Raw genomic sequence first — 25,771 nt, 5'->3', positions numbered from 1 at the left:
GCGCGGTGGTCATGGCGGGTCCGGGAAGCGCGGGGCGAAGGGTCAGGGCGAGGGCTGGGCGATGACCTGCGCGCCGAGCGCCTGGGCCTGCTCCTCGGCCTCGTCACGGCGAATGCCCATGAGCGTCCACATGCCCCCGCTGAAGTCGATGCATCCGAAGAACATGATGATGGGCTCGCACAGGCCCATCACCGTGCAGACGATCAGCACCAGCGTGATGAAGGTGCGTCCCATCACCGCCCAGACGAAGAACTGGCGCATGTTCAGGACGGCGGCCTGGTGGGACATGAACGACATGGACACCAGCAGTCCGCCCGCCATGCGCATGAAGAACAGGTTCCCGTCCGCCGCCCCGGGCGAGATGCCCATCACCTGGAGGAACAGTCCCGGCACCAGCAGCAGCGTGAAGGCCAGCGGGAACGTGTAGAAAACCCACACGTACATGGACCGGCCCGCGTGGCTCAGCGTGGAGAGTTTGGGGAACACCTTCGGGGCGAACAGCATCATGTGGACGGACTCCGGCGGTCAGGCTTGAGGCGGTGCCGGCAGCGTAGTGGAAAGCACGGGCCGCACGCATCCCGCCCCCCTCTCTTGACAGGGCGCCTTGCCGTATCCTCGTCGGATGACGACGCGGAGCACGCTCACCGACCTGATGCACGAGGTGTCCAGCCGCAACGGCGACTGGGCCTCGCCGCGGGACCTCGGCGTCGATCGCGTGACGGTCGTGGCTGCCTGGCTGTCGAGCGACGATCCGGCCGCGATGCTGCTCCTGCTCGCCGCGCTTCATCCCAAACGCCAGGTGGAGACGTGCGTCGCGCTGGCGACCCGGATGTCATTCTTCGAGCCCATGCGGGTCGAAGCACACTCGATGAGCCGCCGCCTCCCCGGCATGAACTTCAATGGCCGGTCTCCGTTCTACTTCATTCACCTCTACCAGCTGCTGCGCTCCGCCCTGCAGGTGACCGAGGACACGGAGCGGCCGCGACTCAAGTCCGAGCTCGCCGCGGCGATCCGCGCCGTCATCCCCGAGCCGTTCACGCTCGTCGGGCCCGCTGCATAGGGCCCGGGCCGGGCGCCTGCGTCAGCGCGTCTTCTGCTGGTATGTCTTCACCAGCGCGTTCATGCGCCGCCCGCTCGGGTCCTCCTTGCGGGGATCGGCGACGACGAGCACCCATTTGCCCGAGACCACCGTGGAGCCGACGGCATCGCCGATGAGCGCCCAGCCAGCCTCTTCCGCCTTCTTGGCCTGCTCCGCGCCGTCGAAGAGGCACACCGTGGCCTCCAGGCCGCTCACCTTGCCGGCCTGGCACTTGCCGCCGGGCAGCTTCTCGCCGACGTCGGTGAAGCCGGAGGGCGACTCACCCGCCGCCTTCCATGCGTCCAGCACGTCGTTCGCATTGCTGGAGCAGCCCGCCAGCAGCAACGCCCCCAGCGCGACTCCCTTGTGACGCATGCTCAGTGCCGCCCCTGGTGCTTGTGTTTGTGCTTCTTGTGCTTGCAGTGGCGATGATCGTGGTCATGGTGATGGTCGTCATCGTCGTCTTCCCGGATGATGATGACCTCGCGAGCGGGCGGAGGCGGCCTGCCGCCGACCTTCACGTCCACGTCCACGTTCACGCCCACCTGGATGATGGGGCCGTGGTACTGGGGCGGCGGCGCGAACGCCACCACCGGACGCGGCACGTTCCAGCCGCGATAGACCGTGTTGACCCGCACGAGCTTCGGGTTCTCCCGCCGGTACTCTTCGGGGTACTCACCCGCGTAGAAGTGGACGTCCTCCTTGTCCACGAACTGCTGCCGCGGCGGCGGCTCGTAGGCGTGGTAGTGCGGCCCGTCGTGATAGCAGTACTCCACCACGTCCACGTCCACGTCGATGTTGACGAGCACGTTGAGCACCACCGGATGGTGCCCGTAGTAGGAGTGCCGGGGGCCCTCGTAGCCGAAGGGCGTGGGGTCGCCGATGAAGACGTAGACGTTGTCGCGCGTGCGATAGAGCGTGTCCGCGTACAACGGCGCGGCGGAGTGCACGTGAGGCGCCTCGAGGAGGCACAACCCGTCCCGGGGCTGCCCGGTGCGCGGGTGCATCCCCGCGTACCTCCACTGCTTCGCTTCGGCCGTGCTGGCGGCCACGAGCAGCAGCGCCGTGGCCAGAAAGGCCAGATTCCTGTGTGACATGGTGGGGGTTCTCCCTGGAGGCGGGCATGCTCCAGCGACTCCCTGACCCCGCGCCCCCGTGGGCGATCACATCCGGGCGCGCGGCCCGCACCCGTTGTGTCCGTGGAGGTGCGCTACGCGCCTCCGGGCGACAGCAGGTGCGGAACATTTCGGTGCCGCGACACTCGGCACCTGTCCGTGGTGCTGCTGGCGCTGGGGCTCCCCGGCGACGGCGACTTCAGGGCCACCTTCGGTGACATCTCCCGCAGGTTGTGAGGCCGGGCTGCCGTATCTTCACCGGATGACACTCCTGGTGCAGTGTGAGTTTCGGGTGCAGCGGCCTGACAATGAGCCTGAGTTCATCCGGCTCGCCCGTGCATTGGCTTCCGCCGCCGCGGACGAGCCGGGAACGTTGCGCTATCAGTGGTTTGTCACGCAGCGGCCGGGGCACTACTCGATCCTTGAGGAGTACGTCGACGCCGACGCGGCCGAGACGCACAACGGAAACGTGGGGGCGCTGCTCGTCCAACTCTTTTCCGTGGCCGAGCTGGTGTCGGTGTCGTTCTACGGCGAGCTCAACAAGTACCTGCGAGACTGGAGCTCCGGTCGGGCCGGAGTCTCGATCCACGCACCGTTGTGACCCCCCAGGGCGCAATCGCTCAGCGCCCACAAAGATGGGCGGTCGCGAAGCAACCAAGAGCCTTTTTCGGCAGGAAAGAAGGTCGTCCTCCTCCCGGGTGGGAGAAGCGAGAGGACACCTACGTAGCGATGCTGCACTTCGCGATGGGCATCATCACCTGGTTCCACTCGCTCCTATCGAAATAGGTTCTAACCAACGACCTGCGCGCCCTGCCTCAAACAGACAGCGACCACCGGTCGTGCGGATGACCCTTTTCGTGCCGACGCCGTGACCAGACGCAGTACGTCCGGACGGAAGATGACGTCAATCCCTCCCGATGGAGTCACGAATCTGCGGCCTGGCGCCCCCGCATCGGTGTTCCCCGGCCGGGAGGCCTTCCATGCCGGGGGGGCATGGTGCGGCATGAGGACCGGATGGCCAGGCCGGCGGGCCGTGGGGGGACACGGGAAGCAGGGGTCCCAGAACACGACCCTCGGGCTCAGAGACTGGAGGGGCTCGGGCTTCACCGTCAGGCCGCTGCCCGGCACCGCGAGCTCAGGACTTCTTGTACTCCAGCGCCAGCAGCGCCTTGCGCTGCTCCGGCTCCAGCCGCTCAATGGCATAGCGCAAGGTGTCCCGCTGCATCCCGGAGATGTTCTCCTGGATGAACCTCACCACCGCCTCCCGGTGGTGGTCCGCCGCTACCTTCAGCAGCCACCCCACGCTCTTCTGCACGTACGGTTCTGGATCCGATAGCAATTGGCGTGCATTGCCGAGGATCACCTCGCGGGGCAGCATGTATCTGGATGAGCGGATCTCGCGGCTCACGAACTTCACGAGCGCGACGTTCGCCGCCCTCCGACACCAGGGGGAGCGGGACCCGGTCCAGTGCTGGATTCGGGTGATGGCGGGCGTCCGGGTGAGGAAGAACGGATACATCACCGTCAGACACAGGTCGTCGCACTGGGCCCAGGTCCAGACGGAGTGCTCCAACCAGTACCGGAAGCGGTCCAGCAACGATTCGTCGAACGCGCGCCCGACCGCTTTGCGGACCATGGCAAACCCCAGGAGCACCTCCTCATGGTGGGTCGCCTGGGCGAGCAGGTCCTCGGTCACCTCCAGGCAGTCCTCGGGCGACAGGCCCTCCTGTTTGACGAGCGCATCGGCGATGCGCCGCACCTCCGCGTTGCTGACCCCCAGGGCTCGGATGTCCGTGGGGAAATAGCGGCGGGTCGCCTCGGCGAGGCGAGGGTCGCTCCGCGACTTCAGGGTGCTTCGAAGCTCGTCGCTCACGGCATGGGTCGCGCGCATGGGCCAATCCAGTGGATGGAGGGCCCAGGGTTGTACGGACATCCGGTCAACGACACCAGCGGCCGTCCTCGCGCTGCCGCCTTTCCAGGAGCGCACGCCGCGGCTGAATGGCGCGGACAGGCGCGCCGCCGTCACTCACCTCGCGAGCTCGGCCGCGAGCAGATCGAACACCCGCCGGATGCGCTTGCTGGTGTTCAGCTCGCGGTGGGTCGTCAGCCAGATGGGAAGGGACCACGGGGTGAGGCTGGGGAGGGCCCGCCGGACCAGCGGCTCGGCGTCGCCCACGCGCTCGGGAGCGACGCCCACGCCGATGCCCCGCTTGACCATCTCCCAGTGCACGAGGTGGTTCCCCGTCTGCACCGGGAAATTCCGTTGCGTCAGGCTCAAGCCCAGCCCGTTCAGCCCGTTGAGCATGGCGTCCGTCCCGCCAAGCCCGATGAAGTCGGCGCGGCTCAGTGCCTTCGGCGTACGTGGGTTGCCGATGCTCGCGAGGTAGCGGGGCGCGGCATAGAGCCGCATCGGGTCGTCCCGGACCTTGGTGGCGATGAGGTCGGGCTGGGTGGGGCGGAAGTTCCGGATCGCGATATCCGCCTCCCGTCGGCGCAGATCGGCCGCGGTGTTGGTTGCGACGAGCTCGATTTCAATACCCGGCGCCTCGCGCCGAAGCTTCTCCACGATGGGCGGCAGCAGGAATGCCGAGTAGATCTCGTTGGCCGTGATGCGGACCAGCCCGGTGATGCTCTGCGACTGTCCGCCGGCCGCGAGCGAGACGCGCCCCGCGGCGTCGCCCATGGCTCGAACGTGGTCGAGCAGCTCGCGCCCGCTCGGCGTCAGCGCGAGGCCCCGTCCCACGCGCTCGAACAGCACCACGCCCAGCTCGTCCTCGAGCGCGCTCACCTGACGCCCGAGCGTCGGCTGCGCCATGCCGAGCGCACGCGCCGCCGCCGTGAGCGAGCCCTCTTCCGCGGTGACCAGAAAGGCCCGCGCTCGATTCCAGTCGAACCTGGCTGCCCGCCAATCCATGCATTCGCGCATATCAGGAGAAGGAACTCAGTCAATTCCGTCGGTGGTCGCGGAGGGCTATCTGTTCGACCATGACCTCCACACCCAAGGCCGAACGGCTCGTGTCCGCTGCGCTGGTCGCGCTCTCGCTCGTGCCCATCCTGGCCGGCGCCGGCCGTCTGACCGAGCTGGCGGGCGGCGCCGAGCTCACGCCGCACAACGCGCGGTTCTTCGCATCGCCCCTGCCGGTGGTGCTGCACGTCCTCTGCGCCAGCGTGTACTGCGTCCTGGGTGCCTTCCAGTTCGCCCCGGACTTTCGCCGTCGGCGGCCCGGCTGGCACCGCGTCGCCGGGCGGCTCCTGGTCGCGTGCGGTCTCGTGGCCGGGCTCTCGGGCTTGTGGATGACGCTGTTCTATCCCCGCGCCGAAGGCGACAGTTCGCTCCTCGACGGCCTGCGGCTCCTGTTCGGCTCGGCGATGGTCCTGTCCCTCGTCCTGGGGCTGGCCGCGCTCCCGCGGCGGGACCTTGTGGGCCACCGGGCCTGGATGATTCGGGGTTACGCTGTCGGTCTGGGCGCGGGCACGCAGGTGCTGGTTTCCGTGCCCTGGTTCCTCATCGCCGGAACGCCGGGCGAGCTCGCCAGGGCGCTACTATTGGGCGCCGGCTGGGTCATCAACCTCGCCGTGGCCGAGCGGGTCATTCGTCGCCAGACCGCCTCTCCCAGCCGCGCCGCCGAGATGCGTGCGGGGCTGCAGGTGGAGTGACGGCCCCCACGTAGAGAAGGGGGAGATGGCAAGGCCAATCCTGGCGTTGATTTGGGATGATCCTGGTTGGTCAGCGGGACCGTCAGGCCAGCCCTCCCACGCGACGTGCGCTCGTGCGGGGCGTGACGTGCGCTCCTGCCGCATTTCGCGTATGGGAGGGTCCCATGAGCACAGGTCGTGTCATGGGATTGGCGGCGCGTGGCGCCCTGCTGGCGGTGTGGGTCTGTGTCCTCGGCGTGGCGTGTGTGAAACGACCCGTGGACTACGCGCGGGAACAGGCGCGAACCCTCGCGCCAGCGAAGTTGGAGTCCTCGTCGCAGCCCTCGACGGGGCCGGTCCGGAAGATCCGGGTGCGGGTCTACGCGGACTCGGACTATCGGGAGCAGGTGGTGCGCTGGCGAAGCAGCGTCGTGTCCCAGTTGCAGCGCGCGAGCGCGGTGATGCAGGGACAGCTGGGCGTTGTCTTCGAGCTTGAGTCGACGCGCGAGTGGGCGCATCGCGGTGTCGAGGGCGAGCTGGAGGGTTCACTGACCGCGCTGGAGCTGACGGATCCGGGCGAGGACGTGGACCTGGTGGTCGGCTTCGTCTCCGCGCTCAAGCTCTTCTCCTCGGCGCAGCATGAGTTGGGCATGGCCCGGCTGTTCGGGCGCCACTGCGTGCTGCGCGAGATGGGAAACCCGGAGGAGGTCCGCGCCATCATGGAGGGACTGATCCACCTGCCCCAGGACGAGCGGCAGTCGCTCTACGAGGAGCGGAAGGTGCACAAGGAGACGTCCGTCTTCCTCCACGAGTGGGCGCACACGCTGGGGGCATTCCACGTGCGCAACTCGCACTGGATGATGTTCCCGAACTACGCACCGAATCAGGCGGCCTTCACACCGCAGACCCTGGAGTTGCTCAAGACCAGCCTTCGCCATGCCTCGGCGGGTCGTCGCGATGACGCTGCCGCCCGGGCCTGGGCGACCGAGCTGGGGGCGCTGCTGGCCTCGACGTCCTCGCCGGACTGGGAGGGACCGGAGAAGGAGTCTGTCGTCGAATGGCTCGCGCAGGTCCGCGAGGGCAGGGCGCCGCTGGTTGCGCATCAGCCCCGGGCCCCCCTGCCTCCGGAGGACCGGCGCCGGTTCGACGAAATCCTCGCGCTCGAGAAGGCGGGGCGCGTGGAGGTCGCCGCCCAGAAGATGGAGCCCCTCGCGCGACGCTACCCGGAGGACTTCCTCGTCCAGAGGCTGGCCTGCTACCTGGGCACGCGTGTCGCCCCCAAGCTGCCTGCGACCCGGGAGAAGTGCGAGGCCGTCGCCGGGAAGTTCCCCTCCGAGCCCGCCCCCTTGTTCCTGCTCGGGACCCTGTCCCTCCAACAGGGGCAGCACCTGGAGGCGCAAGGCCAACTCGTGCGGGCGCGGCAACGGATGGAGGTGAACCCTGGAACTCCGCCGGAAGCCTGGGGAGACCTCGCGGCCTTCTTCAAGGAGACCTCCTCGGTCACGTGGGCGGAGCAGGCCCTCCAGAAGGCGGGCAATGACGCCCGGACCGAGCCCCTGCGGACCTGGGCCCGGCAGGCTCGACGCTGGAAGGCGCTGCCCGTGGATGTCTCCGTGAGCGGTGTCGCGGTGGAGCGGGAGGGAGAGTTCATCCGCGCGGCGAAGGACGTCGAGGATTCGCTCGACAAGGGGCTGGCGGCGAAGGCGCAGGCACGCATCGCCTGGCTCAAGCGGGAGTTCCCGCGCGCGCCGGTGCTGCACGTGTTGGATTGCGAAGGCCACCTGCGCGCCAACAGGAAGGGGCCCGCGAAAGCAGCGTGCCTGCAGGCCGTGGCCGCGCACGAGGAGGCGGTGCAGGCGCACTTCATCCTGGGATGGCTGGCCGTCAAGTCGGGGCCCCACGAGGAGGCGCGGACCCACCTGGAGCGTGTCGTGGCGCTGGAGCCCGTGCACAAGCAGGCGTGGCAAATGCTGGCCGAGCAGTACCGCGCCGTGGGCATGGCGGAGGCGCTGAAGACGCTCCAGGGGCGCTACCGTGAGCAGTTCGCCGAGGAGCTGCGCTGAGTTGCCGTGCATGATTCACCGGCCCACCGGCTCTGTCCTACGTGGAGCCCCTCTTCGGACATGGGCAGGCCTCGGGAGCCGGCATGCGGCGTGGTCTCGTGGGAATGCTGGTGGTGCTGGTGTGCTGCGCGCAAGGCGCCGCGGCCGCGGACACCCTCCCGGCACTGACGCCTCGGGAGGCCGCGCACGACAGCCCCCCGCCCGAGGCCGCCTCGGACCTGGACCGCCTCGGGCTCCAGCTCCTGCTTCGGGGCGACCTGGTCCAGGCCGAACCGCTCCTGCTTCGCGCGCTGGCCCTCCGCGAAGCCACCCAGGGCAGGGACCCCCCGGACGTCACTCGGACGCTGCTCCTGCTCGCCAGGCTCTACGCGGCCCAGGAGCTGTTCAGCCGGGCCGAACCGCTCCTGCTTCGCGCCCTGGCCCTCCGGGAGACCGCCCGGGGCAGGGACGCCCCGGACGTCGCCGAGCCGCTCCACCGCCTCGCCAACCTCTATCTGGCCCAGGACCGCTACAGCCGCGCGGAGCCGCTCTACCTGCGCGCCCTGGCCCTTCGGGAAGCCGACCCGGGCAGGTCCCCGCTGGAGGTGGCGGAGACGCTGGTCGACCTCGCCGGGCTCTACCACCAGCAGATGCTCTACGCGCGGGCCGAGCCGCTCTATCTGCGCGCGCTGGCCCTCCGCGAAGCCACCCTGGGCACGGAACATCCCCTCCTCGCCGAACCGCTCTACTGGCTGGCCGTCCTCCACCGTCAGCAGGGACGGTCCGCGCGCGCCGCGCCCCTGTTCGCGCGCGCCCGGGCCCTCTGGGAGACGGCGCTCGGACAGGACCCGGCGGATGCCGCCGACGTGCTCAACAGGCTCGCGGCGCTGCATGAGAGCCAGGGGCTGTACGCGCAGGCCCACTCCCTCCTCGAGCGCGCCCTGGCCCTCCGGGAAGCCACCCTCGGCGAGCGCCATCCCCTGGTCGCCGAGTCGCTCAACCTGCTCGGCCGCAACCTCCAGCTCCGGGGACTGCTCGGGCAGGCCGAGCCGCTCCACCAGCGCGCCCTGGCCATCCGGGAAGCCACCCTCGGCGGGACCCATGACCGCGTCGCGGACTCGCTCGCCCACCTGGGCGCCCTCTACATGGAACAGGGCTCGTATGCGCGGGCCCAGCCCCTCTTCGAGCGCGCCCTGGCCATCTGGGACACGGCCCTGGGCGGAGAGCACGCCTATGTCGCCCACGCGCTCATCGCCCTCGCCAACCTCCATGTGGCGCAGGGGGACTACCCCGGCGCGGAGCCGCTCCTGCGGCGGGGGCTCGCCATCCTGGAGAGGGTCTGCGGCGCACACCATCCCCTCGTCGCCGCGGCACTCACCAACCTGGCCGGGCTCCATGCCGCCCGGGGGCAGTACCGCCGTGCCACGCGGCACCTGGAGCGGGCCCTGTCCATCCAGGAGGCCGCCCTGGGCCGGGAGGCCGCGGCCGTGGCCTTCCCGCTGGAGGAGCTTGCCCGCGTGGACGCAGTCCAGGGGCGGTACGCGCGAGCGGGGACGCGCTACGAGCGCGCGCTGAAGCTCACGGAGGCGACGTTCGGCAAGGACTCCGCGCACGTGGTCAGCATCCTCAATGGACTCGCCGAGGTGCGGCAGGCCCAGCACCGGCTCGACGAGGCCTTGTCGCTGTTCACGCGCGCCTTCGCCCTGTCCGAGCAGCGCCTGCGCCAGGAGTCCCTGGGCTTCTCCGAGTCGCACCGGCTCCACTTCCTCCAGTGGCTGCGCACGGACGAGGAGCGGCTCTATGCGCTGCTGCGCGCCCATCCCGGGGACGCCCGCGTCAGGCGCCTGGCCCTGGGCGCCGCCCTGCTGCGCAAGGGCCGCTCCATCGAGGAGACCGCCAGCATCTCCCGGACCGTCTACCAGGGCCTGGAGGCGAAGGACCGGGACACCTTCGCGCGGCTGGGAGCCCTGCGCGCCCAGCTGGCCCACCTGTCCCTCCAGGGGCCCGGCACGCTGTCGCCCCAGGACTACCCGCGGCGGCTCGCGGCGCTCGCCGAAGAGGGCGATGTCCTGGAAGCCGACCTGGCCAGACGCTCCGCGCCCCTGCGCGCGCTGACCGGGCTTCCGTCGCCCGACGAGGTGGTCGACCGTGTCGCCAACGCCCTGCCTCGGGACGGCGCGCTCGTGGAGTTCATCGCCTACGATGAGCGGCACCGGATCCGGGTGGCGGGGCTCGTGTCCCCGGGTGTCCAGCGCCTGCGCTATCTGGCGCTCGTGCTCCATCCCGACGCGACGACCCGGGCCGTGGACCTGGGGCCCGCGGGGCCCATCGACGCGGCGGCGGCGCGCTTCCGCGACGCCCTGGCCCGCCGCGACGCCGGCATCGAAGCCCCGGCCCAGGCGCTCTACCAGCGCGTCTTCCAGCCCCTGCTGCCGCTGCTCGGCGAGCAGCACCATCTCTTCCTGTCACCGGAGGGGCCGCTGGCGCTGGTGCCCTTCGCGGCCCTCCACGATGGCCAGGGCTTCCTCGTGGACGCGTTCGACTTCACCTCGCTGTCCTCCGGCAAGGACCTGCTGCCGCGTCCCCAGGAGCGCACGGCTCCGGCTTCCGTGGTCGTCCTCGCCAACCCGGACTTCAGCCCGGCCCTCGCGGCGTCCCAGCCAGACGCTTCCGCAGGGAGCGCGCGCTCGCGCTTCACGGACCCGGCGCGGAGGGCGTGGGCGTCCACGCCCCTGCCCGGGACAGGCCTGGAGGCGGAGGCCATCCAGCGCCTCCTGCCGCAGGCCCAGCTCTTCCTGGGCCCGGAAGCCACCCGGGAGCGGCTGCTGCAACTGCCCACGCCCGGCATCCTCCATCTGGCCACGCACGGCTTCTTCCTGGGGGACGTGCCCGGCGACGCCGCCTCCCGCGCGGTCATCCACTTCGGGGCGCTGGCTGACGAGCCCCCGCTCCCCCCGGCCATGGACCCCTTGCTGCGTTCCGGCCTCGTCTTCGCCGGAGCGCGCTCCGGAGGCGAGCTGGTGACGGCGCTGGAGCTGGCGGGGTTGGACCTGTGGGGCACGCAGCTGGTCGTGCTGTCCGCATGCGACACGGGCCGGGGAGACATCCAGCTGGGGCAGGGCGTGTACGGACTGCAACGGGCCTTCCTGGTGGCGGGCGCGGAGACCGTGGTGACGAGTCTCTGGAAGGTGGAGGACGCGACGACGAGCGCGCTGATGAAGCGCTACTACCACCACCTGCTGGCGGGACTGGGACGGGGCGAAGCGCTGAGGGAGGCCATGCGAGCACTCCGTCAGCACCGGCCCCATCCCTACTACTGGGCCCCCTTCATCGTCGTAGGCCGGGATGCGCCCCTCCACGGACTCACCGGTGCGCTTCCAGGTCCTCGCTCCGCGCCTGTCCCCGTGCAACCTCGCCTCAGGAACTGCGCTGAGGTGTCGCCGGCGGGAGGACCGAGGCCAGCCATTGCTTCCGCGTCTCCCTGCTGAACGTGGGCGCATGGGCTTTCAGCCAGGCCGCCAGCGCCTGTCCCATTGCCTCGGCGGACGGGTAGCGGTCGTCCACGGACCTCGCCAGCGCGCGCTCGAGGATTCGCACGAGCTCCGCATCCAGGGAGGGGTTGCGCTGCCGGGCGGGAATCAGTCTGCCCTCCATGACATCCCTGACGGTGTTCCCGTCAAAGTCGCTCCTCACGTGAAGGTCTCCGCACAGCAGGGTGTAGAGCAGCACGCCCAGGACATACACGTCGGCACGGCCATCCACCGGCGCGTCCAGCAACTGCTCGGGAGCGAAGTACTTCAGCTTGATGCCCATCACGCCCACGCTCCACTTCGCCCACGCCTTCCGCAGCGTCCACCGATTGAAGCCGAACTCGAGGAGCTTCACCTCCCCGCCGTTGCCCATCAGCACGTTCGAAGGGCTGAGCTCTCCATGGACCAGGCCCACGTGTGGGTGCGCGGGCTGCAATCCCTGGCAGATATCCATGCCGATGCTCACAACGATGGGCTCGGGCAACGTCCACATGCCCCGCCGCCGGAGCATGACCTGCACCCAGCCCAGGTCCTGCCCCTCCGCCCACTCCCGGACCAGGAAGGGCTCGCCGTCGGCCATACCGAAGTCCAGGACGCGCACGACGTTTTCGTTCTGGAGGCGTGCCGAGAGGGAGGCGAGGTCGAGGAATTCCTCGACGACCGCGGGGTCCTCCGTCAACCCCGGTGACAACCGCGTGAGGACCACGGGCCTGCTGCCGGCGGGTGCCTCCGTGGCGAGCGCCCGGTGACGCATGAACAGGCCGCCCATGCCCATCTGCTCCAGCAACTCGAACCTGCCAAACCGTTCCGTCCGGGGAGTGCCCACGTCCAGGGACGCTAGCAGCCCGGGCCGGAGTTCGCGTCAGCTCCGGGCGGCCGGAGGCGGCATGGGCGGCGCGGTGCGCTGCCATGCCTCCAGCTCCTGCACGCGCCCCAGCCAGGCCCGGAGGTTCGCGTAGCCTTCGATGGGCAGGCGCGCCGGGCCCGCGAGGGCGAACGACGCGGCGAGCGAGAGGTCCGCGAGCGTCAGGCGCTCCTGCGCGACCCACGTCCTGCCCGCCAGGTGCGAGTCCAGCACGGGCGCGGCCTGCGCGACGAGGGCCTCGCCGCGCGCGACCTCGACGGGGTCCGGCGGCCCGCGGCCGGTGCGCTGCTTCACGAAGTTCTCCTGGACGAGCACGGTGTTCGCCGGGGCCATGTGGGCCGAGCACCAGAACAGCCAGCGGTTCACGTCCGCGCGGCCCTGCGCGTCCGCCGGGAGCAGGGTCTGCCCCGGGGTCTTCTCCGCGAGGTACACCATGATGGCGCGCGACTCCCAGAGCACGAAGCCGCCGTCGTCCAGGACGGGCACGCGCCCGTTGGGGTTGATGCCCAGGTACGACGCCTCGCGCTGCTTGCCCGTGGTGAGGTCCACCACGATGCGCTCCAGGGGGATGTCGAGGTGGGCGGCCACGAGCAGCACGCGGCGCGAGTTTCCGGACAGGGGATGGAAGTAGAGCTTCAAGACGGACCTCCGGGACGGCAGGGATGAGGAAGAGGACCTATCCCCCCGGAGTGACAAGGGTCTGTCAGGTATCGTCAGGGGCGCGGCTTCCGCGCTCGAAGGCGCAGGCGTCCGGAGCCGGGGGGCTACGGCGCGCTCATGGGGGCCGAGTAGTGCACCGGCGGCGACTCACCTGGGAAGGTGGGAATGCGCTCGAGGAACTGCTCGTCCACGTAGCACCAGGCCCAGTCCTCCCCAGGCTCGAACGATTTGATGACCGGGTGAGCGCTTTCGTGGAAGTGCCGGGTCGCGTGGCGTGACGGCGAGTCATCGCAGCAGCCCACGTGCCCGCAGGTCAGGCACATCCGGAGATGAACCCAGTCCCCTCCGTCCTTCAGACACTCCGCGCATCCATGGCCGCTGGGATGGACGGGAGCCGTCCGGTGCTGTTCGGTCGCTTCCAGGTGGGGACATTCCTTCTTCATGGCTCGCGCTCCGGGTTGGGGCCTCCGCCCAATGGCCTCATGGTGTCGAACATGGGGATGTGAGGGCCCCGGTCGCAACGCGTGGGGGTGGAGGCCCGCCAGGCGTGCAGCCGCATTCCCGGTTGGGCCCACGCATCCGGGAGGCGGTCACTCCTCCTGGAGGATGAGCAGGCCCCGGTTCGCGTCCACCACGTAGATGAACCCGTCCCCGGGCACGCGGATGCCAATGGCGCCCGAGAAGAACTCGGAGCCCGTCCGGAGCGGTGGGGTGTCCGAGCGGTCGAACAGGGCCGGGTCCGAGCACGAAGCGAGGGTGGAGCCTGCCTCTGGCGTGAAGGTGCAGTCCGAGTACGGCGCTTGCTCCACCACGTCCCCCGGGTCCACCAGCGTCTCCGCGCCGCCGTCCCAGACCTCGCCCGCGTCGGGAGTGCCGCTGTCCACGGGAGGCGGTGGCTGCGTCCCGGCATCATCGCCAGAGGAGGAATGACAGCCACCCAGGATCAGGGAGGCGGTGAGCAACAGCCAACGGGAGGGAAGGGGCATGGAATGGAAATCCATAACCAATCAAGGTCTGGATTGGCCAGGGCCCCTGGAAAGCAATTGCGCCAGGAAACTAAATCGATATGTCGTTTCAAAGGCGCTCCCAGCCGCATGGGTTGGTCCTCCGCACTTTGCTCAGAAGATGCCCTGTCCCGGCGTGAGGACGCGGTCCGGGTCGTAGCACTGCTTCGCGTGCTCGAACCGCGCCCAGGCGGGGTGGAAGTGGCGGCGCCAATCGGCGGGGCTCAATGGCACGGCATCCACGGGATAGATCTTCCCGCCAATGGCCGTGAGGCGGTCGAAGATGGCGCGGTTCTTCTGCACGAGGGCTGCGACGTTCTCCGGAGTCGGTGGAATGGCGGTGCGCAGCAGCGAGAAGAGGAAGACGTGTCTGTCGTTGGGCGTGCGCAGGAAGGGGGCGGTCAGCTCCGAGGCGCGGAAGGGATAGAGGAGGATGGGCCCCTGTCCCATGTCGGCCTCGGTGGTCTGCGAGAGGACCTCCTGGACGAAGGACTCGGCGGACCGGGCGGGGACGAACATGTCCAGCCACGGATGGGGAAAGCCCCAGACGCCGAGTTGCTTGAGCAGCTCGACCAGCGGCGCGAGCCGGTTGGCGAAGTCGAAGTAGCTGCCGTCGCTCACCTGGAGCGTTTCCGGCTGGAAGCCCAGGCCCGCGAGCAGTCTCCCGTCGTGCGGCTCCGAGCCCGGGCTGAAGTACTTCACCACCTCGAGCTGGTACGCCCGGCCTCCGTTGGAGGCGACGACGGAGCCCTCCACATAGTCGAAGCGGCCGTCCTCGATGAGCCGCCGCTGGTCCTCCATGAAGCGGTGCAGGTCGTTGTACAGCGCGAGATACGTCCGGGCGCAGGGCTGCACGTCGACGAGCCGCACCCTGGCTTTCACGATGATGCCGAACTGGCCCAGGCCCGAGCGCACGGCGTCGAACAGGGGCCGCTCACGCCAGCGCGAGCACCGCACGAGCTCACCCCGGCCCGTGACGACGTCCATCTCCAGGACGTTGTCCACCTGGAGGCCCCAGCGAAACGCCTGTCCGCCGATGCCTCCCGCGGACAGCGTTCCGCCGATGCTCAGCTCGATGTAGTCGGTGAGCACCGGCGGGCTCTTGCCGTGGGGAAGCGAGGCCTGGAGCAGCTCGTGCCACCGGACGCCCGCATCCACCCAGGCGCTGTCCTCGCCGACCTCGTGGATGGCCGACAGCGCGGACATGTCGATGACGATGCCCGCCGGCACCTGGGATTGGCCGAAGGTGCTGTGGCTCTCACCGAGGCCCCGAGCGGCGGCGATCTTCAGGCCCTGGCGCCGCGCGAAGCGGACCATGGCCACGATGTCCTTCACCGAGCCGGGAACGAGCACCGCCCACGGCGTACGGTGGAGGATGTGACCGAAGTCCTCCGAGGCCGCGGTCCGCGACGCTGGGTCCATCAGCAACTCGCCATCGAGCCGCGGCAGGGGGACCGCGCCAGCCTCCTGCGTGGAGGCCCAGCTCCGGCTCATGGGGTTGAAGGCCACTGCCACCAACGCACCTTGGAGCAACGTCCTCCGGGAGACGGTTCGACTCGACATCCACTCCTCCTTCTACAGTCAGGGCACTCCAGGATACTCACAGCGCGCCCATCCGCGCCGGTGGCCAGAAGCGCAGCCAGGCCCGGCCTGTGACGGAGCGCGTGGGAAGGAAACCCCAGACATGTGAGTCGCTGCTGCCGTTGCGGTTGTCCCCGAGGACGAAGAGCCTGTCCTCGGGCACGCGCGCGGGCCCCCATTCGTAGGCGGGCGCCTGCGCGACGTAGGGCGCCGAGGAGACGGTCGCCGCTCCCTGCTGCACGCTGTGTGATGACTGGGCTGTTCTACAGCTGTAATGGCGACCCGGCGTGCGAGGCGAAGTGCCAGCAGGACGAGGTGCTCTGCTGGGAGCGGTGCAACTAAGGCTGCTGAGCCCCAGGGCATTGAGCAACGCCTGAGCTGACCACGGGCTGGGGACCGCGAGGTCTCCAGCCCGTTTTCATCAGGTGGGCGTGAAGCACGACAGGGACAGCGACTCCCCCCGGGGCAGGCGCGCTTCGACCATGGCGCCCAGCCGCCGCACCAGGGTCATCAGGCTCGTGTGCTTCTCCACGAACGCCCCCTGGATCTGCCCGAAGCCATGGGAGTCGAAGAGGTAGAAGACGCCGTTCACCCGGGCCACGGCCACCGTGTAGCCCCCGATGACGATGGCGAGCCCCAGCGGCGCGTCATTCCTGGCGAAGAGGTTGTGGAGCGTGGAGGACAGGGACATGCGTCCGCAGGTCTGCTGTCCTCCCCACGCAAGCCCCAGGTCGGCCAGCATGCCGTCCGGGGTCTCGTAGGGATTGAGGTGGATGCCCTCCAGCATCTTCTCCCCCTGGAGGCCCTTCACCTGGTTGGCGAAGCACGTGGCACCCTCGATGCCCGCGACGATGCCCTGGTAGAGCGTGGCCCCCTGGATGACCACGTCATTCACGCCGTCGACGTCCAGGGCTTCGGGGGCGCGCAGCAGCCTCGCCAGCGCCAGGATGGAGATGGGCGAACAGGCACTCCCCGCGCCGGGGATGCCGAACTGGGAGAAGCTGCCCTCCGTCACGTTGGGCCGGGTGGCCTGGGGCTTCGCGACGTCCGTCGGGGTCTTCATGCTGGCGGCCAGGGAGAGGATGTCCGCCAGCGCCTTGACGTCCCGGGGCGTGGGCCGCTCGAGGGTGGGCGCGAAAGGGGAGGGGACCTTCAGCAGGGCGTCGTGGTTCGTGCGTGACTTCCAGATGGCCTGGAAGGACGGCGTCGCGCCCAGGGCCTTGAAGGCGCGCCGCAGGCTGTTGCTGAGCTGGCCCTGGGGTTGGTAGGCGGGCAGCTTCTTCGCCTCCGTCTGGACCTCCGCCATCTCGTTGCGCCGCGCCTTGGAGAAGATGAAGCGGATGGTGCCGTAGGCGTTGCGGTCCGAGCCGAGTTGCTGGTTCTTGAGCCCGCTGTCCACCAGCATGAGCAGCGACCGGGCGGGCGCGCCCCGCACGAACTGCCGGATGAGCTGGTTCATGCGCTCCGTGGTGGCGCTGGTCACGTCCAGGACCACCACCCGGTGCGCCTTCAGGTCCAGCCGCTGCAGCGGCACGGTGTTCAGGTTGAAGCGGTTGAGCGGGATGCCCGAGGGCCGCTGGTTCTCACAGTGGTTCACGTCCATCAGGACGACCTGCGCGCCCTGGAGCGTTTCCGTGCGCTTCGTCCAGCGGTGGATGTCCAGCAGGTAGGGGGCTTCGAAGTACATCTGCTCCAGGTAGATGGACACCAGGTCCTTGCGCGTCTCCAGGAGCGCCGTGTGCTTCACTGCGGTCGTCTTGGTCAGCAGCAGCACCTCCCCCGTGTCCATCGTCACCTTGCGCTTCTTCTGGTTGGTGTATTCGACGTTTCCGGAGCTGGGGACGAACAGGTGGCTTTTCGAGCCCAGGTCCTTGGCGACGTAGTCCTTGCCGTCGATGTTGACGGATTGGATCTTGTCCAGGGGCAGCTTGTCGATGACGTGGATCTCCTGCTCCCACACGTCGCGGAGCCAGAACCGCGCGCAGTGCATCGCGATGGAGATGGCGTTCATCCCGTTCTGGACGATGAGCTTCTGGTGCACCATCCGCCGGCTCTGCTGCGGCGTGGCGGTGGGGGCGTCGAACTCCTCGTCGGAGTCCGAGGCGCCGCCGTCGTCCTCCTCGTCGTCCTCCAGCATCCGCAGCCGCACCGTGCTGACGCTTTCGAGCACGGTCTTCTCCGTCGCGAAGACCGCGGCCTTCCAGCGTGAGAACTGATCATCCCGCACGGGGTCGTACGCCGCCCGGGTGCGGTGCAGCAGGAGGTTGGTCAGCTCCAGGAAGTCCGAGTCATCCTGGGAGTCGAACCGGCACGGCACCTCCAGCTTCTCCAGGTCGAGCGTGTAGCGCTCCAGGTCCCCGGATGCGTTGAAGCTCAGGGTGGGCTGCTTCGCCGTGCCCGTGATGCTCCAGAGGCTGCCGTCCAGGACCGCCTGGATGGCTCCGCTGATGCCGTTGCCCTCCCGCGCCAGGGCGTCATAGCTCTTCTGGGTCGCGAGGGACGCGCCGCTGAACGTGCGCTGCGCGTCCTCCAGCAACCCCTTCCGCTTGTCGACCTTCTGGGTGAGGTAGTCCAGGACGGTGCTCGTGGACTTGAAGGGGGCCTCGTCCGTCCCGCGGTACTGGACGTAACGCTTGCTGCGGAAGAACGGCACGTCCACCGTCTGGTTGAGCCCCGTGGACAGGAACTCCCGCAGGTCCTCCAGGAACCACTCGATGGCCTCCCAGACACACATCAGGTAGCCCTTGGGGGCGATGCCCAGGGCCAGCCGGATGGACGGCCCGGTCTCCGCCGTGGTGGGCGTCAGGAAGCCGAAGCTGGAGCGGATCACGCAGGGCATGAAGAAGCCCGCCCGGAAGGCGATGAAGTCGATGTAGCCGTTCAGGATGGAGGCGGCGTATTCGACGAAGCGCTTGATATAGGTTTCATCCGTGATGTGCTGCTGGATGAGCCGGCCCACGTCGATTTGCAGGCATGGGTAGTCATTGGCCACGTAGACCGATGGGTGCTTCAGCTTCTCCGCCAGGAAGCGGCTGTTGCGTGTCTCATGGCGGAGGATGGCGTCGTAGAGGACGCTGTCCGAGGACCAGCTCTCGCGTTCCTGCTCGGACAGGTCCTCCGGTACGTCGAGCGTCTCCAGGAAGTTCTTGAAGCCGGAGACGTTCGCGGGCGTGGGCCGCTGCCGCTCGTACTCGTTCCGGGTCTTGTTCCAGGCGAGCGGTGGGTCGGGAGGCTTGTAGGGGGTGAACTCGTCTCCGTGGTTCTTGGACTTGTCGGAGCGCGTATAGGTGTGGGCGTGCGTCCCCTCTGGCTTCAGCTCGCGGAAGCGGATCACCTTGGCGAGCCGGTACTTGTGGCGCGACGAGAGGAACGTCATCCCCTTCGGCCGCTTCAGCGGGAAGGGGACGTGGAAGTCACAGGCGTACTTCTGATGGAGCTTGCGCTGGAGCTTCGCTTCGCTGCGTCCAATCCGGCGCGGGGGCGTCTGGATGAACTTGGGGTAGATGGCCCCGCAGGCCGTGCACCGGAGCATGTGCTTGCTCCACCCGCCGCACCGTGGACACCGTGTCATGGGCGCGAAGGTTAGCACCCAACCCTGGCACCTACCGCCGAGGCAGCTCGACCTCCTCATCCGTCGGTCCGAGCACCCGAGGGCCCTCCGGCGTCCACACGATGGGGTCGATGCACAGCCGCCGTGCCGTCTGGCCCACGTCCCACGCGTGGTAGACCATCACGTCCTGACCGTCAGGCCCCACGACGACGCTGTTGTGCCCGGGGCCGAGGACGCGGCCGGGGACCGTGCGCAGCAACCGGGGCGCACCCTTTGGCTCCGTCCACGGCCCGAGCGGGTGGTCCGCGACGGCATACGCGACGCCGTACGACGGCGTGAGCCATGAGCCTCCGGAGTAGAAGCACCAGTAGCGCCCGTGCCGCTTCACGACGGACGGTCCCTCCAGCGTGTGCCAGTCATGGACCTGGCCGTACATCGGGCGCTGGCGCTGGTAGATCTGCCAGTCATCCGAGGGCGTGAGCATCGTGCGCGCTCCGCCGCGCAGGGCCGTCATCCCGTCGAGCACGTCCACCGCGAGCATCGTTCCGACCCGCGCTCCCTCCAGCACGTCCCGGGCGTGGAAGAGGTACCAGGTCCCGTCGTCATCCCGGAACGGCGAGGCGTCGATGGCGAACCGCTCGTTCGGGGTCAGGTTGATGCCCTGGTCCCGGAACGGGCCCGTGGGCGCGTCCGCCACCGCGACGCGCAGGTGGTGGCCCCGGTCCTCGAACCCCACCGAGTAATACATCCACCAGCGCCCGCCGTGCTCCGCGACCTCCGGCGCCCAGTAGTCCGTGCCTTGACTGGACGGCAGCGGCTCCAGCGCGCCGCCCACCGAGGTCCAGTGCACGAGGTCCGGGGAGGTGAGGACCTCGAACGGTCGTCCGTCGACGACCTTCCCGGTGCCATAGGCGACGTATCCGCTTTGCGTGCGCAGCACGAACGGGTCGGCGAAGTATCCATCGTGGACGGGGTTGCGATAGCGGATCGGCATGGTGCGGTTGGATATCACGGCGTGGCTCCACGACCGTGGTGACGCCTGATACCCTCCAGACAAACAGCCTTCAGGAGAACTCCCTTGTCCGGCATCGGCAGCACATCGTTCCGCGGCCTTCTCGCCGCCGCCCTGGTCCTGAATGGCTGTGCCACGAAGAGCGAGACGCCCCCTCGGGCCGGCGTGTCCTTCCCGCCCGTGTTCCGGGCCAACTTCCCGGACCCGTTCATCCTCGAGCACGAGGGGCGCTACCTCGCCTACGCGACGAATGACGGCGCCAACGTGCAGATGGCGGCCTCCACCGACTTGATGAACTGGCGGCTGCTCATGGAGGAGGGGGCGTCCGGCCGCAAGCACGACGCAATGCCGGTCCTGCCCACGTGGGCGAAGGAAGGCTTCACCTGGGCCCCCGAGGTGCTGAAGACCGACGCCGGCTACGTGCTCTATTTCACCGCACGTCACACGGCCAATGGCCTGCAGTGCATTGGCGCCGCGACCAGCCAGGATCCGCTCGGGCCGTTCACGTCGGAGGCCTCCGCGCCCCTCGTCTGCCAGGAGGCGCTCGGCGGCACCATCGACGCGAGCCCCTTCCGGGCCTCGGACGGGCAGCTCTACCTCTACTTCAAGAACGACGGGAACCACTCCGCCTTCAACAAGCCGACGGAGCTCTTCGCCCAGCGGCTCTCCCAGGACGGACTCCAGCTCGTGGGCGAGCCTGTCTCGCTGCTGCGCAATGACAAGCCCTGGGAGCGGCACGTGGTGGAGGCGCCCACCATGGTGGAGCGGGGTGGGGCGTACTTCCTGTTCTTCTCCGCCGGGGACTATGGCTGGCAGGACTCGGAGCGAGTGTCGAGCTACGCCGTCGGCTACGCCACCTGCGAGGGGCCGCTGGGCCCCTGCGTGGATGCGCCCACCAATCCGTTCCTCGCCAGCACGTCCCAGCCCTGCCTCAGCGGCCCCGGTCATCAGGCCGTGTTCCAGGCCGGCGGCAAGGACCTGATGGCGTTCCACTCCTGGTCCGCGACCCCGTCCTGCGGGCCCGCGAACCAGGGCCGCTTCATGCACCTCGCCGAACTGTCATGGCAGAACGGCGTGCCCCGCCTGGCCCCGCGCTGAAGCTCCCGGCTGCGGGAGCTTCAACGCGGACCGGTGGGCGCTAGATGCGGAAGCGCAGGCCCAGCGCGAAGATGCTCTCCTCGTAGCGCACGTCGCGGGGGTACGTGTCACCCTCGGGCGTGAACTGCCGGAAGCTCCGGTAGGGATTGCCGAGGATGTTGGACGCGTCGAACGTGAAGGAGAGGCCGTCCAGCGGCTTCGACTTCCAGGGCGCGAAGCTCGCGGAGAAGTCGAGCCGCGCGACGCCGTCCACGTACTCGCCCGTGAAGCCGTCGCCGTCGGGGTTCTGGACGTAGCTGGTGATCCACCGCGAGCGGCGGTTGTACGCCAGCCGCGCGGAGAGCCCGTCGCGCTCGTACATGGCGACGAGGTTGTAGGACCACTTGGACACGCCGGGGATGCGGCCCGTCTCGCCCAGCGCCAGGTTGAAGCCCGTGGGGAAGGCCTGCTCGTCGTCCAGGTACGTGACGTTGGCGTAGACGCCGAAGCCCCTCGCGAAGCCCTCCGGGAGGAAGTCGAAGAACGTGCCGACGGACGCCTCGAAGCCCTGGATGCTGCCCTCGCCGCCGTTCACCGGGATGTTCACGCGCACCCGGTCCGCCCCGTAGGTGGGGTCGTCCCGCGTCACATCCAGGTTCGTGATGAAGCCCTTGATGTCCCGGTGGAACAGGGCGAGTGACGCCATGCCGGTCTGCAGGAAGTAGTACTCCAGCGAGGCGTCGTAGTTGTTGGAACGCACGGGCTCCAGGTCCGGGTTGCCACCGCTGCCGGTGATCTGACAGCCCGGCGGCGGGTTCGGATCATTCAGACAGGGCGGGGGCGAGCCGAGGGTGACGGGGCGCATCTGGTCGAAGCCCGGACGCGTGCGCGTCTGGTTGGCGGTGAGCCGCAGCTGCACGCCGGGAACAAGGCGGATGCGCGTGGTGGCGTTGGGGAGCAGGTTGGTGTAGCTGCCGCTGCCCTTCTGGACGACACCGTCCACCGACGTGGTGGAGACCTCCGTGTGCGTGCCCACCACGCGGACGCCGACGACGCCGTCCACCGGCACGCTGCCGATCTTGAACGCATAGCGGCCCTGGCCGTAGCCGGCATAGGTCTGCTCGCTCGCGTCGAAGATGCGCAGCCGCTCCGGGTCGCCCGGGTTGAAGCCCTGGATGGCGCGCAGCTGCTCCACGTTGTTGCGGAGGCTGTCATACGTCGGCACCACCCACGTGCGCGTCCGCTGGATGTCCCCGCCGCCGCGGAAGCCGCCGCGGAACACATGGAGGTCCACCGGCATGTCGGTGAGCGGCGTCCCGGCCGCCAGGCCGCAGGGCGCGCCGGGGTTGCCGCCGTCATCGTCGGCGCAGTAGCGCTGGCCGTTCTCCTGGTAGGCGTCGCGCGTCGTGGCCCGGAGGCCGAACTCGATGGTCGGGAGGAAGGACACGCCCGTCCGCAGGTCGGCGTCCGCGCGGGCCTGCCAGTCGTCACCCGCCGCGACATACGAGCGGTCGAAGAAGCCGACGTAGCGGTAGTTGGCGGCGTCCGTCAGATCATAGTCCTGCAGCATGAACTCCATGCCGCCGGGCCCCCGGGGCACGTCGAAGTTGACGTCGAACGTGGGGGAGGTGGCCAGCTCCTGGTCGAAGCTGTAGAGCGACAGGTCGAACCGGCTGTTCGTCCGCGCGACGTCCGCCGTGACGCGCAGCGGCCCCGCGTCGTACACGCCGCCGATGGCGACCTGGACGGTGTCCGTCTTGCGTTCGGTGGCGCCCTGGAACATGAACGGCCGGGCGGCGTTCTCCACGGTCATGCTCTGCGCCTGGTCCGTCGTGCCCGGACGCAGCGTCACGTTGGTGTAGCGGTGGCCGTCGCCCCACAGCCGCATCTCCAGCTGACGGTCGGAGACCTGGTCGCGGTAGCCCTGCCAGAGTCCGTCGACATAGAACTCGAGCGCGTCGTTCGGCTTCCACTGCACCGAGGCGTTGACGGACGGCCGCTCGCGCTGGCCCCCGCCGTAGAAGATGCCCACCACGTCCGGGGAGACGAACTGCTGACCCGTGACGGCGTCCGTGCCGGGATTGATGAAGCCGGTGTTCCAGCGCGCGGAGTCCAGGTAGTTGAGGCGGGTATAGGAGAGGTTGACCAGCGCGCCCAGCTCGCCCGCGCCGGTCTTCCAGCGGTCGGTGATGAGCAGGTTGGCGTTCGGATCCGCCCGGCCGGACTGGTTGGCGTAGGAACCCCGCACGGCGCCGGAGACCTCGAAGCCGTCGAAGTCGAACGGCCGGCGGGAGCGCACGTCGATGAGGCCCGCGAGGCCGCCCTCGACCTGATCGGCCGTCGTGGACTTGAAGACCTCCAGCGCCGCGATGCCGCCCGCCGGGAAGTCCGCGAGGGCGACGCTGCGCGTCTCCGCCGTGAAGATCTCCCGGCCGTTGTAGGTCGTCGTGAGGTCGGGCAGGCCGCGCACCAGCACCTGTCCGTTCGCCTCGCCGCGGGCGCGGTCCACCTGGACGCCCGGGATGCGCGCCGCCGTCTCGGAGACGGTCACGTCCGGCAGCTTGCCAATGTCCTGCGCCACCACCGTGTCGACGATCTGATCGGAGTCGCGCTTGATGGTCTGCGCCTGCTGCATGCTGCGCTGGAGGCCGACGACGACGACCTCCTCGTAGAACTCGTCAGCGCCGACGTCGTAGGGCTCGGTGGCTTCGGCGTACGTGCCTGCGTCCACCTGCTGCGGGGGGGCCTGCACCACGGTCCCGGCGTCCGTCCCGGCGTCAGGAGCGGACGGCGTGTTCTCCGCGGTCCGCAGGGGCGCATCCGCCTGGGCCGCAAGGGCTCCGGACGGGGCGGTGGAGAGCATCAGCAGCGCGAGGGAGGTCGGACAAGGAAGAAACTTCTTCAAACGCATCCAGTGCTCTCCTAAAATTTCATGCAATCCTGGTTTGTTCGGGTGGCATCTGCCTTAGGGTCTGGAGGGTGTCAAGACGAGTTATCAGTGTTTCGTGGCGTCCCGGGCCAAGAGGAAAGATAAGACTCTCTGCGTCATGGATTGGACCTATGTCCACTTGTCTGTGATTCGTGGACCCGGGGACGTGCGCGGGTTCACCCGGAGCGGGGTTTCCAGCTCTTGCTTCCGGCGCGAGATCGCCTGACGTAGTCTCGCGCGCCCATCTTCATCGCAGGAGGCCGCGTGGAGCGGAGTCCCTTTGGTACGGCCCCGGGCGGTCAGCCGGTGGATGTCTATACGCTCACCAACCGGCAGGGGATGGAGGCGCGCGTCACGAACTACGGCGGCATCCTCCTGAGCCTGCGCGTGCCGGACCGGGACGGCCGCTTCGACGACGTGGTGCTGGGCTACGACGCGCTGGCGGACTACGTGGCGGAGTCCCCGTACTTTGGCGCGCTGGTCGGCCGCTATGGCAACCGCATCGCGCGGGGCCGCTTCACGCTCGACGGCCGGCAGTACACGCTGGCGACGAACAACGGGGTGAACCACCTGCACGGCGGGCTCAAGGGCTTCGACAAGGTGGTGTGGACGGCGGCGCCCTTCGAGGATGCTCAGGGCATGGGCCTGGTCCTCACCTACGTCAGCCCCGACGGCGAGGAGGGCTATCCGGGGACGCTGACGGCGCGGGTGACGTACACGCTGACCGCCGGCAACGCGCTCGTCTTCGACTACCACGCCACCACGGACAGGCCCACGCCGGTCAACCTCACGCAGCACAGCTACTTCAACCTCGCGGGCGACGGGCAGCGCGACATCCTGGACCATGTCGTCACGTTCAACGCGGACCGCTTCGTCCCGATTGACGCGACGTCCATCCCGCTGGGGCCGCTGCGCGACGTGACGGGCACGCCGTTCGACTTCCGGCGGCCCACCGCCATTGGCGCGCGCATCCGGCAGGACGACGAGCAGCTGCGCAACGGGATTGGCTATGACCACTGCCTCGTGCTCGACAAGGGGGGCCAGCCCGGCGCGCTGACGCGGGCCGCGCACGTGCTGGAGCCCACCACCGGCCGGGTGATGGAGGTCCACACCACGGAGCCGGGCATGCAGTTCTATTCCGGCAACTTCCTGGACGGCACGCTGAAGGGGAAGCGGGGCGCCGTCTACCACCACCGCTTCGGCTTCGCGCTGGAGACCCAGCACCTGCCAGACTCACCGAACCAGCCGGCCTTCCCCTCCACCATCCTGCGCCCGGGCGAAGAGTACCGCTCGCGCACCGTGTACCGCTTCTCCGTCTCCGGAGCTTGAGGCTCCACTCGCGTCTCCACCCTGGTGAACACATCCATGACGCTTCGCGAACAGGTCGAGCAGGACTTCCACCGGCGCTTCGGCGCGGCCCCCACCGCCGTCGTGCGGGCCCCGGGCCGCGTCAACCTCATCGGTGAGCACACCGACTACAACGACGGCTTCGTGCTCCCCATCGCCATCGACCGCGAGGTGTGGATCGCCTTGCGTCCGCGCGAGGACCGCCGCGTCGTCGTCCACTCGCTCGACTACGGCGAGTCCCTGTCCTTCGAGATCGGGCCGCTGACTCGCGCCGGCAAGGAGTGGGGTGAGTACCTCAAGGGTGTCGCCTGGGCGCTGCAGGAGGCCGGCCACACGCTGAAGGGC

At 69.1% G+C, this 25,771-nt stretch carries 22 protein-coding genes; 8 read left to right on the top strand and 14 right to left on the bottom strand.

What is annotated here, in order from left to right; translation table 11 throughout:
* Positions 1-42: 42 nt before the first annotated feature.
* The gene (locus D7X55_RS11295; RefSeq protein ID WP_120550109.1) at positions 43-507 is read right to left on the bottom strand and encodes a hypothetical protein; all 465 of its coding nucleotides are present in this window, start codon (positions 505-507) and stop codon (positions 43-45) included.
* Between the two features lie 115 nt (positions 508-622).
* Here D7X55_RS11295 and D7X55_RS11290 point away from each other — a divergent pair, with 115 nt between their 5' ends.
* Positions 623-1,060, top strand: coding sequence for a hypothetical protein (locus D7X55_RS11290; protein ID WP_121723064.1), 438 nt, complete (start codon positions 623-625; stop codon positions 1,058-1,060).
* 21 nt (positions 1,061-1,081) lie between these two features.
* On the opposite strand, the gene D7X55_RS11285 is transcribed toward D7X55_RS11290, so the two are convergent.
* The gene (locus D7X55_RS11285) at positions 1,082-1,453 is read right to left on the bottom strand and encodes a hypothetical protein (RefSeq protein ID WP_120550111.1); all 372 of its coding nucleotides are present in this window, start codon (positions 1,451-1,453) and stop codon (positions 1,082-1,084) included.
* 2 nt (positions 1,454-1,455) lie between these two features.
* Positions 1,456-2,175 (bottom strand): hypothetical protein, encoded by a 720-nt coding sequence (locus tag D7X55_RS11280; RefSeq protein ID WP_121723063.1) that lies wholly within the window; start codon positions 2,173-2,175, stop codon positions 1,456-1,458.
* A gap of 280 nt (positions 2,176-2,455) precedes the next feature.
* Here D7X55_RS11280 and D7X55_RS11275 point away from each other — a divergent pair, with 280 nt between their 5' ends.
* The gene (locus D7X55_RS11275; protein WP_120550122.1) at positions 2,456-2,794 is read left to right on the top strand and encodes a putative quinol monooxygenase; all 339 of its coding nucleotides are present in this window, start codon (positions 2,456-2,458) and stop codon (positions 2,792-2,794) included.
* Positions 2,795-3,328: 534 nt separating this feature from the next.
* Here D7X55_RS11275 and D7X55_RS11270 read toward each other — a convergent pair.
* Together D7X55_RS11270 and D7X55_RS11265 are read right to left on the bottom strand one after the other, a co-directional pair.
* On the bottom strand, positions 3,329-4,084 hold the full coding sequence (locus D7X55_RS11270) for a DNA alkylation repair protein (RefSeq protein WP_158626357.1): 756 nt from the start codon (positions 4,082-4,084) through the stop codon (positions 3,329-3,331).
* Between the two features lie 135 nt (positions 4,085-4,219).
* Complete coding sequence (locus D7X55_RS11265; protein ID WP_121723066.1) at positions 4,220-5,107, bottom strand: LysR family transcriptional regulator; 888 nt, start codon at positions 5,105-5,107, stop codon at positions 4,220-4,222.
* A gap of 71 nt (positions 5,108-5,178) precedes the next feature.
* On the opposite strand from D7X55_RS11265, the gene D7X55_RS11260 reads away from it, so the two are divergent.
* The 3 genes from D7X55_RS11260 to D7X55_RS11250 all read left to right on the top strand — a co-directional run bounded on the left by D7X55_RS11260 (position 5,179) and on the right by D7X55_RS11250 (position 11,359).
* Complete coding sequence (locus D7X55_RS11260) at positions 5,179-5,850, top strand: DUF2306 domain-containing protein (protein ID WP_121723061.1); 672 nt, start codon at positions 5,179-5,181, stop codon at positions 5,848-5,850.
* A gap of 164 nt (positions 5,851-6,014) precedes the next feature.
* Positions 6,015-7,892 (top strand): hypothetical protein, encoded by a 1,878-nt coding sequence (locus D7X55_RS45325; RefSeq protein WP_147470083.1) that lies wholly within the window; start codon positions 6,015-6,017, stop codon positions 7,890-7,892.
* A gap of 83 nt (positions 7,893-7,975) precedes the next feature.
* Entirely contained in the window at positions 7,976-11,359 is a 3,384-nt protein-coding gene (locus D7X55_RS11250) for a CHAT domain-containing tetratricopeptide repeat protein (protein WP_121723059.1), read from the top strand.
* Here D7X55_RS11250 and D7X55_RS11245 read toward each other — a convergent pair.
* From D7X55_RS11245 to D7X55_RS11210, 8 genes are all read right to left on the bottom strand, one after another.
* On the bottom strand, positions 11,289-12,227 hold the full coding sequence (locus D7X55_RS11245; protein WP_121723058.1) for a serine/threonine-protein kinase: 939 nt from the start codon (positions 12,225-12,227) through the stop codon (positions 11,289-11,291). The two genes, D7X55_RS11250 and D7X55_RS11245, sit on opposite strands and share 71 nt — an antisense overlap.
* A gap of 36 nt (positions 12,228-12,263) precedes the next feature.
* Positions 12,264-12,905: a glutathione S-transferase family protein gene (locus D7X55_RS11240; protein WP_121723057.1), complete on the bottom strand. Its 642-nt coding sequence runs from the start codon at positions 12,903-12,905 to the stop codon at positions 12,264-12,266.
* Between the two features lie 125 nt (positions 12,906-13,030).
* The gene (locus D7X55_RS11235; RefSeq protein WP_121723056.1) at positions 13,031-13,369 is read right to left on the bottom strand and encodes a UBP-type zinc finger domain-containing protein; all 339 of its coding nucleotides are present in this window, start codon (positions 13,367-13,369) and stop codon (positions 13,031-13,033) included.
* 147 nt (positions 13,370-13,516) lie between these two features.
* Positions 13,517-13,912 (bottom strand): hypothetical protein, encoded by a 396-nt coding sequence (locus D7X55_RS11230; protein ID WP_147470082.1) that lies wholly within the window; start codon positions 13,910-13,912, stop codon positions 13,517-13,519.
* 132 nt (positions 13,913-14,044) lie between these two features.
* Positions 14,045-15,493: an FAD-binding protein gene (locus D7X55_RS11225; RefSeq protein ID WP_121723054.1), complete on the bottom strand. Its 1,449-nt coding sequence runs from the start codon at positions 15,491-15,493 to the stop codon at positions 14,045-14,047.
* A 37-nt stretch (positions 15,494-15,530) separates the two neighbouring features.
* On the bottom strand, positions 15,531-15,752 hold the full coding sequence (lepB, locus tag D7X55_RS11220) for a signal peptidase I (RefSeq protein ID WP_233609787.1): 222 nt from the start codon (positions 15,750-15,752) through the stop codon (positions 15,531-15,533).
* Between the two features lie 180 nt (positions 15,753-15,932).
* The gene (locus tag D7X55_RS11215; RefSeq protein WP_121723053.1) at positions 15,933-19,043 is read right to left on the bottom strand and encodes a hypothetical protein; all 3,111 of its coding nucleotides are present in this window, start codon (positions 19,041-19,043) and stop codon (positions 15,933-15,935) included.
* A gap of 70 nt (positions 19,044-19,113) precedes the next feature.
* Positions 19,114-20,055 (bottom strand): glycoside hydrolase family 43 protein, encoded by a 942-nt coding sequence (locus D7X55_RS11210; RefSeq protein WP_121723065.1) that lies wholly within the window; start codon positions 20,053-20,055, stop codon positions 19,114-19,116.
* Positions 20,056-20,139: 84 nt separating this feature from the next.
* Between D7X55_RS11210 and D7X55_RS11205 the strand changes: the two genes are divergently transcribed.
* On the top strand, positions 20,140-21,171 hold the full coding sequence (locus tag D7X55_RS11205) for a glycoside hydrolase family 43 protein (RefSeq protein WP_121723052.1): 1,032 nt from the start codon (positions 20,140-20,142) through the stop codon (positions 21,169-21,171).
* Between the two features lie 40 nt (positions 21,172-21,211).
* Here the strand turns inward: D7X55_RS11205 and D7X55_RS11200 are convergent, their stop codons facing one another.
* Positions 21,212-24,061, bottom strand: coding sequence for a TonB-dependent receptor (locus tag D7X55_RS11200; RefSeq protein ID WP_121723051.1), 2,850 nt, complete (start codon positions 24,059-24,061; stop codon positions 21,212-21,214).
* Positions 24,062-24,343: 282 nt separating this feature from the next.
* On the opposite strand from D7X55_RS11200, the gene D7X55_RS11195 reads away from it, so the two are divergent.
* Both D7X55_RS11195 and D7X55_RS11190 read left to right on the top strand, forming a co-directional pair.
* On the top strand, positions 24,344-25,408 hold the full coding sequence (locus tag D7X55_RS11195) for an aldose epimerase family protein (protein WP_120550128.1): 1,065 nt from the start codon (positions 24,344-24,346) through the stop codon (positions 25,406-25,408).
* Positions 25,409-25,444: 36 nt separating this feature from the next.
* A partial coding sequence (locus D7X55_RS11190) for a galactokinase family protein (RefSeq protein WP_304988889.1) occupies positions 25,445-25,771 on the top strand: 327 nt, incomplete at its 3' end.

It is taken from the genome of Corallococcus sp. AB049A (genome assembly GCF_003668885.1).
Taxonomy (GTDB): domain Bacteria; phylum Myxococcota; class Myxococcia; order Myxococcales; family Myxococcaceae; genus Corallococcus; species Corallococcus interemptor.
Note: the sequence above shows the minus strand (reverse complement) of the source record. Positions and strands in the feature narration are given on the sequence as shown.

Coding starts and splice junctions, on each gene's coding strand:
- D7X55_RS11295 (WP_120550109.1), bottom strand. CDS start 507: ATGATGCTGTTCGCCCCGAAGGTGTTCCCCAAACTCTCCACGCTGAGC.
- D7X55_RS11290 (WP_121723064.1), top strand. CDS start 623: ATGACGACGCGGAGCACGCTCACCGACCTGATGCACGAGGTGTCCAGC.
- D7X55_RS11285 (WP_120550111.1), bottom strand. CDS start 1,453: ATGCGTCACAAGGGAGTCGCGCTGGGGGCGTTGCTGCTGGCGGGCTGC.
- D7X55_RS11280 (WP_121723063.1), bottom strand. CDS start 2,175: ATGTCACACAGGAATCTGGCCTTTCTGGCCACGGCGCTGCTGCTCGTG.
- D7X55_RS11275 (WP_120550122.1), top strand. CDS start 2,456: ATGACACTCCTGGTGCAGTGTGAGTTTCGGGTGCAGCGGCCTGACAAT.
- D7X55_RS11270 (WP_158626357.1), bottom strand. CDS start 4,084: ATGCGCGCGACCCATGCCGTGAGCGACGAGCTTCGAAGCACCCTGAAG.
- D7X55_RS11265 (WP_121723066.1), bottom strand. CDS start 5,107: ATGGATTGGCGGGCAGCCAGGTTCGACTGGAATCGAGCGCGGGCCTTT.
- D7X55_RS11260 (WP_121723061.1), top strand. CDS start 5,179: ATGACCTCCACACCCAAGGCCGAACGGCTCGTGTCCGCTGCGCTGGTC.
- D7X55_RS45325 (WP_147470083.1), top strand. CDS start 6,015: ATGAGCACAGGTCGTGTCATGGGATTGGCGGCGCGTGGCGCCCTGCTG.
- D7X55_RS11250 (WP_121723059.1), top strand. CDS start 7,976: ATGCGGCGTGGTCTCGTGGGAATGCTGGTGGTGCTGGTGTGCTGCGCG.
- D7X55_RS11235 (WP_121723056.1), bottom strand. CDS start 13,369: ATGAAGAAGGAATGTCCCCACCTGGAAGCGACCGAACAGCACCGGACG.
- D7X55_RS11230 (WP_147470082.1), bottom strand. CDS start 13,912: ATGCCCCTTCCCTCCCGTTGGCTGTTGCTCACCGCCTCCCTGATCCTG.
- D7X55_RS11225 (WP_121723054.1), bottom strand. CDS start 15,493: ATGTCGAGTCGAACCGTCTCCCGGAGGACGTTGCTCCAAGGTGCGTTG.
- D7X55_RS11215 (WP_121723053.1), bottom strand. CDS start 19,043: ATGCTCCGGTGCACGGCCTGCGGGGCCATCTACCCCAAGTTCATCCAG.
- D7X55_RS11210 (WP_121723065.1), bottom strand. CDS start 20,055: ATGCCGATCCGCTATCGCAACCCCGTCCACGATGGATACTTCGCCGAC.
- D7X55_RS11200 (WP_121723051.1), bottom strand. CDS start 24,061: ATGCGTTTGAAGAAGTTTCTTCCTTGTCCGACCTCCCTCGCGCTGCTG.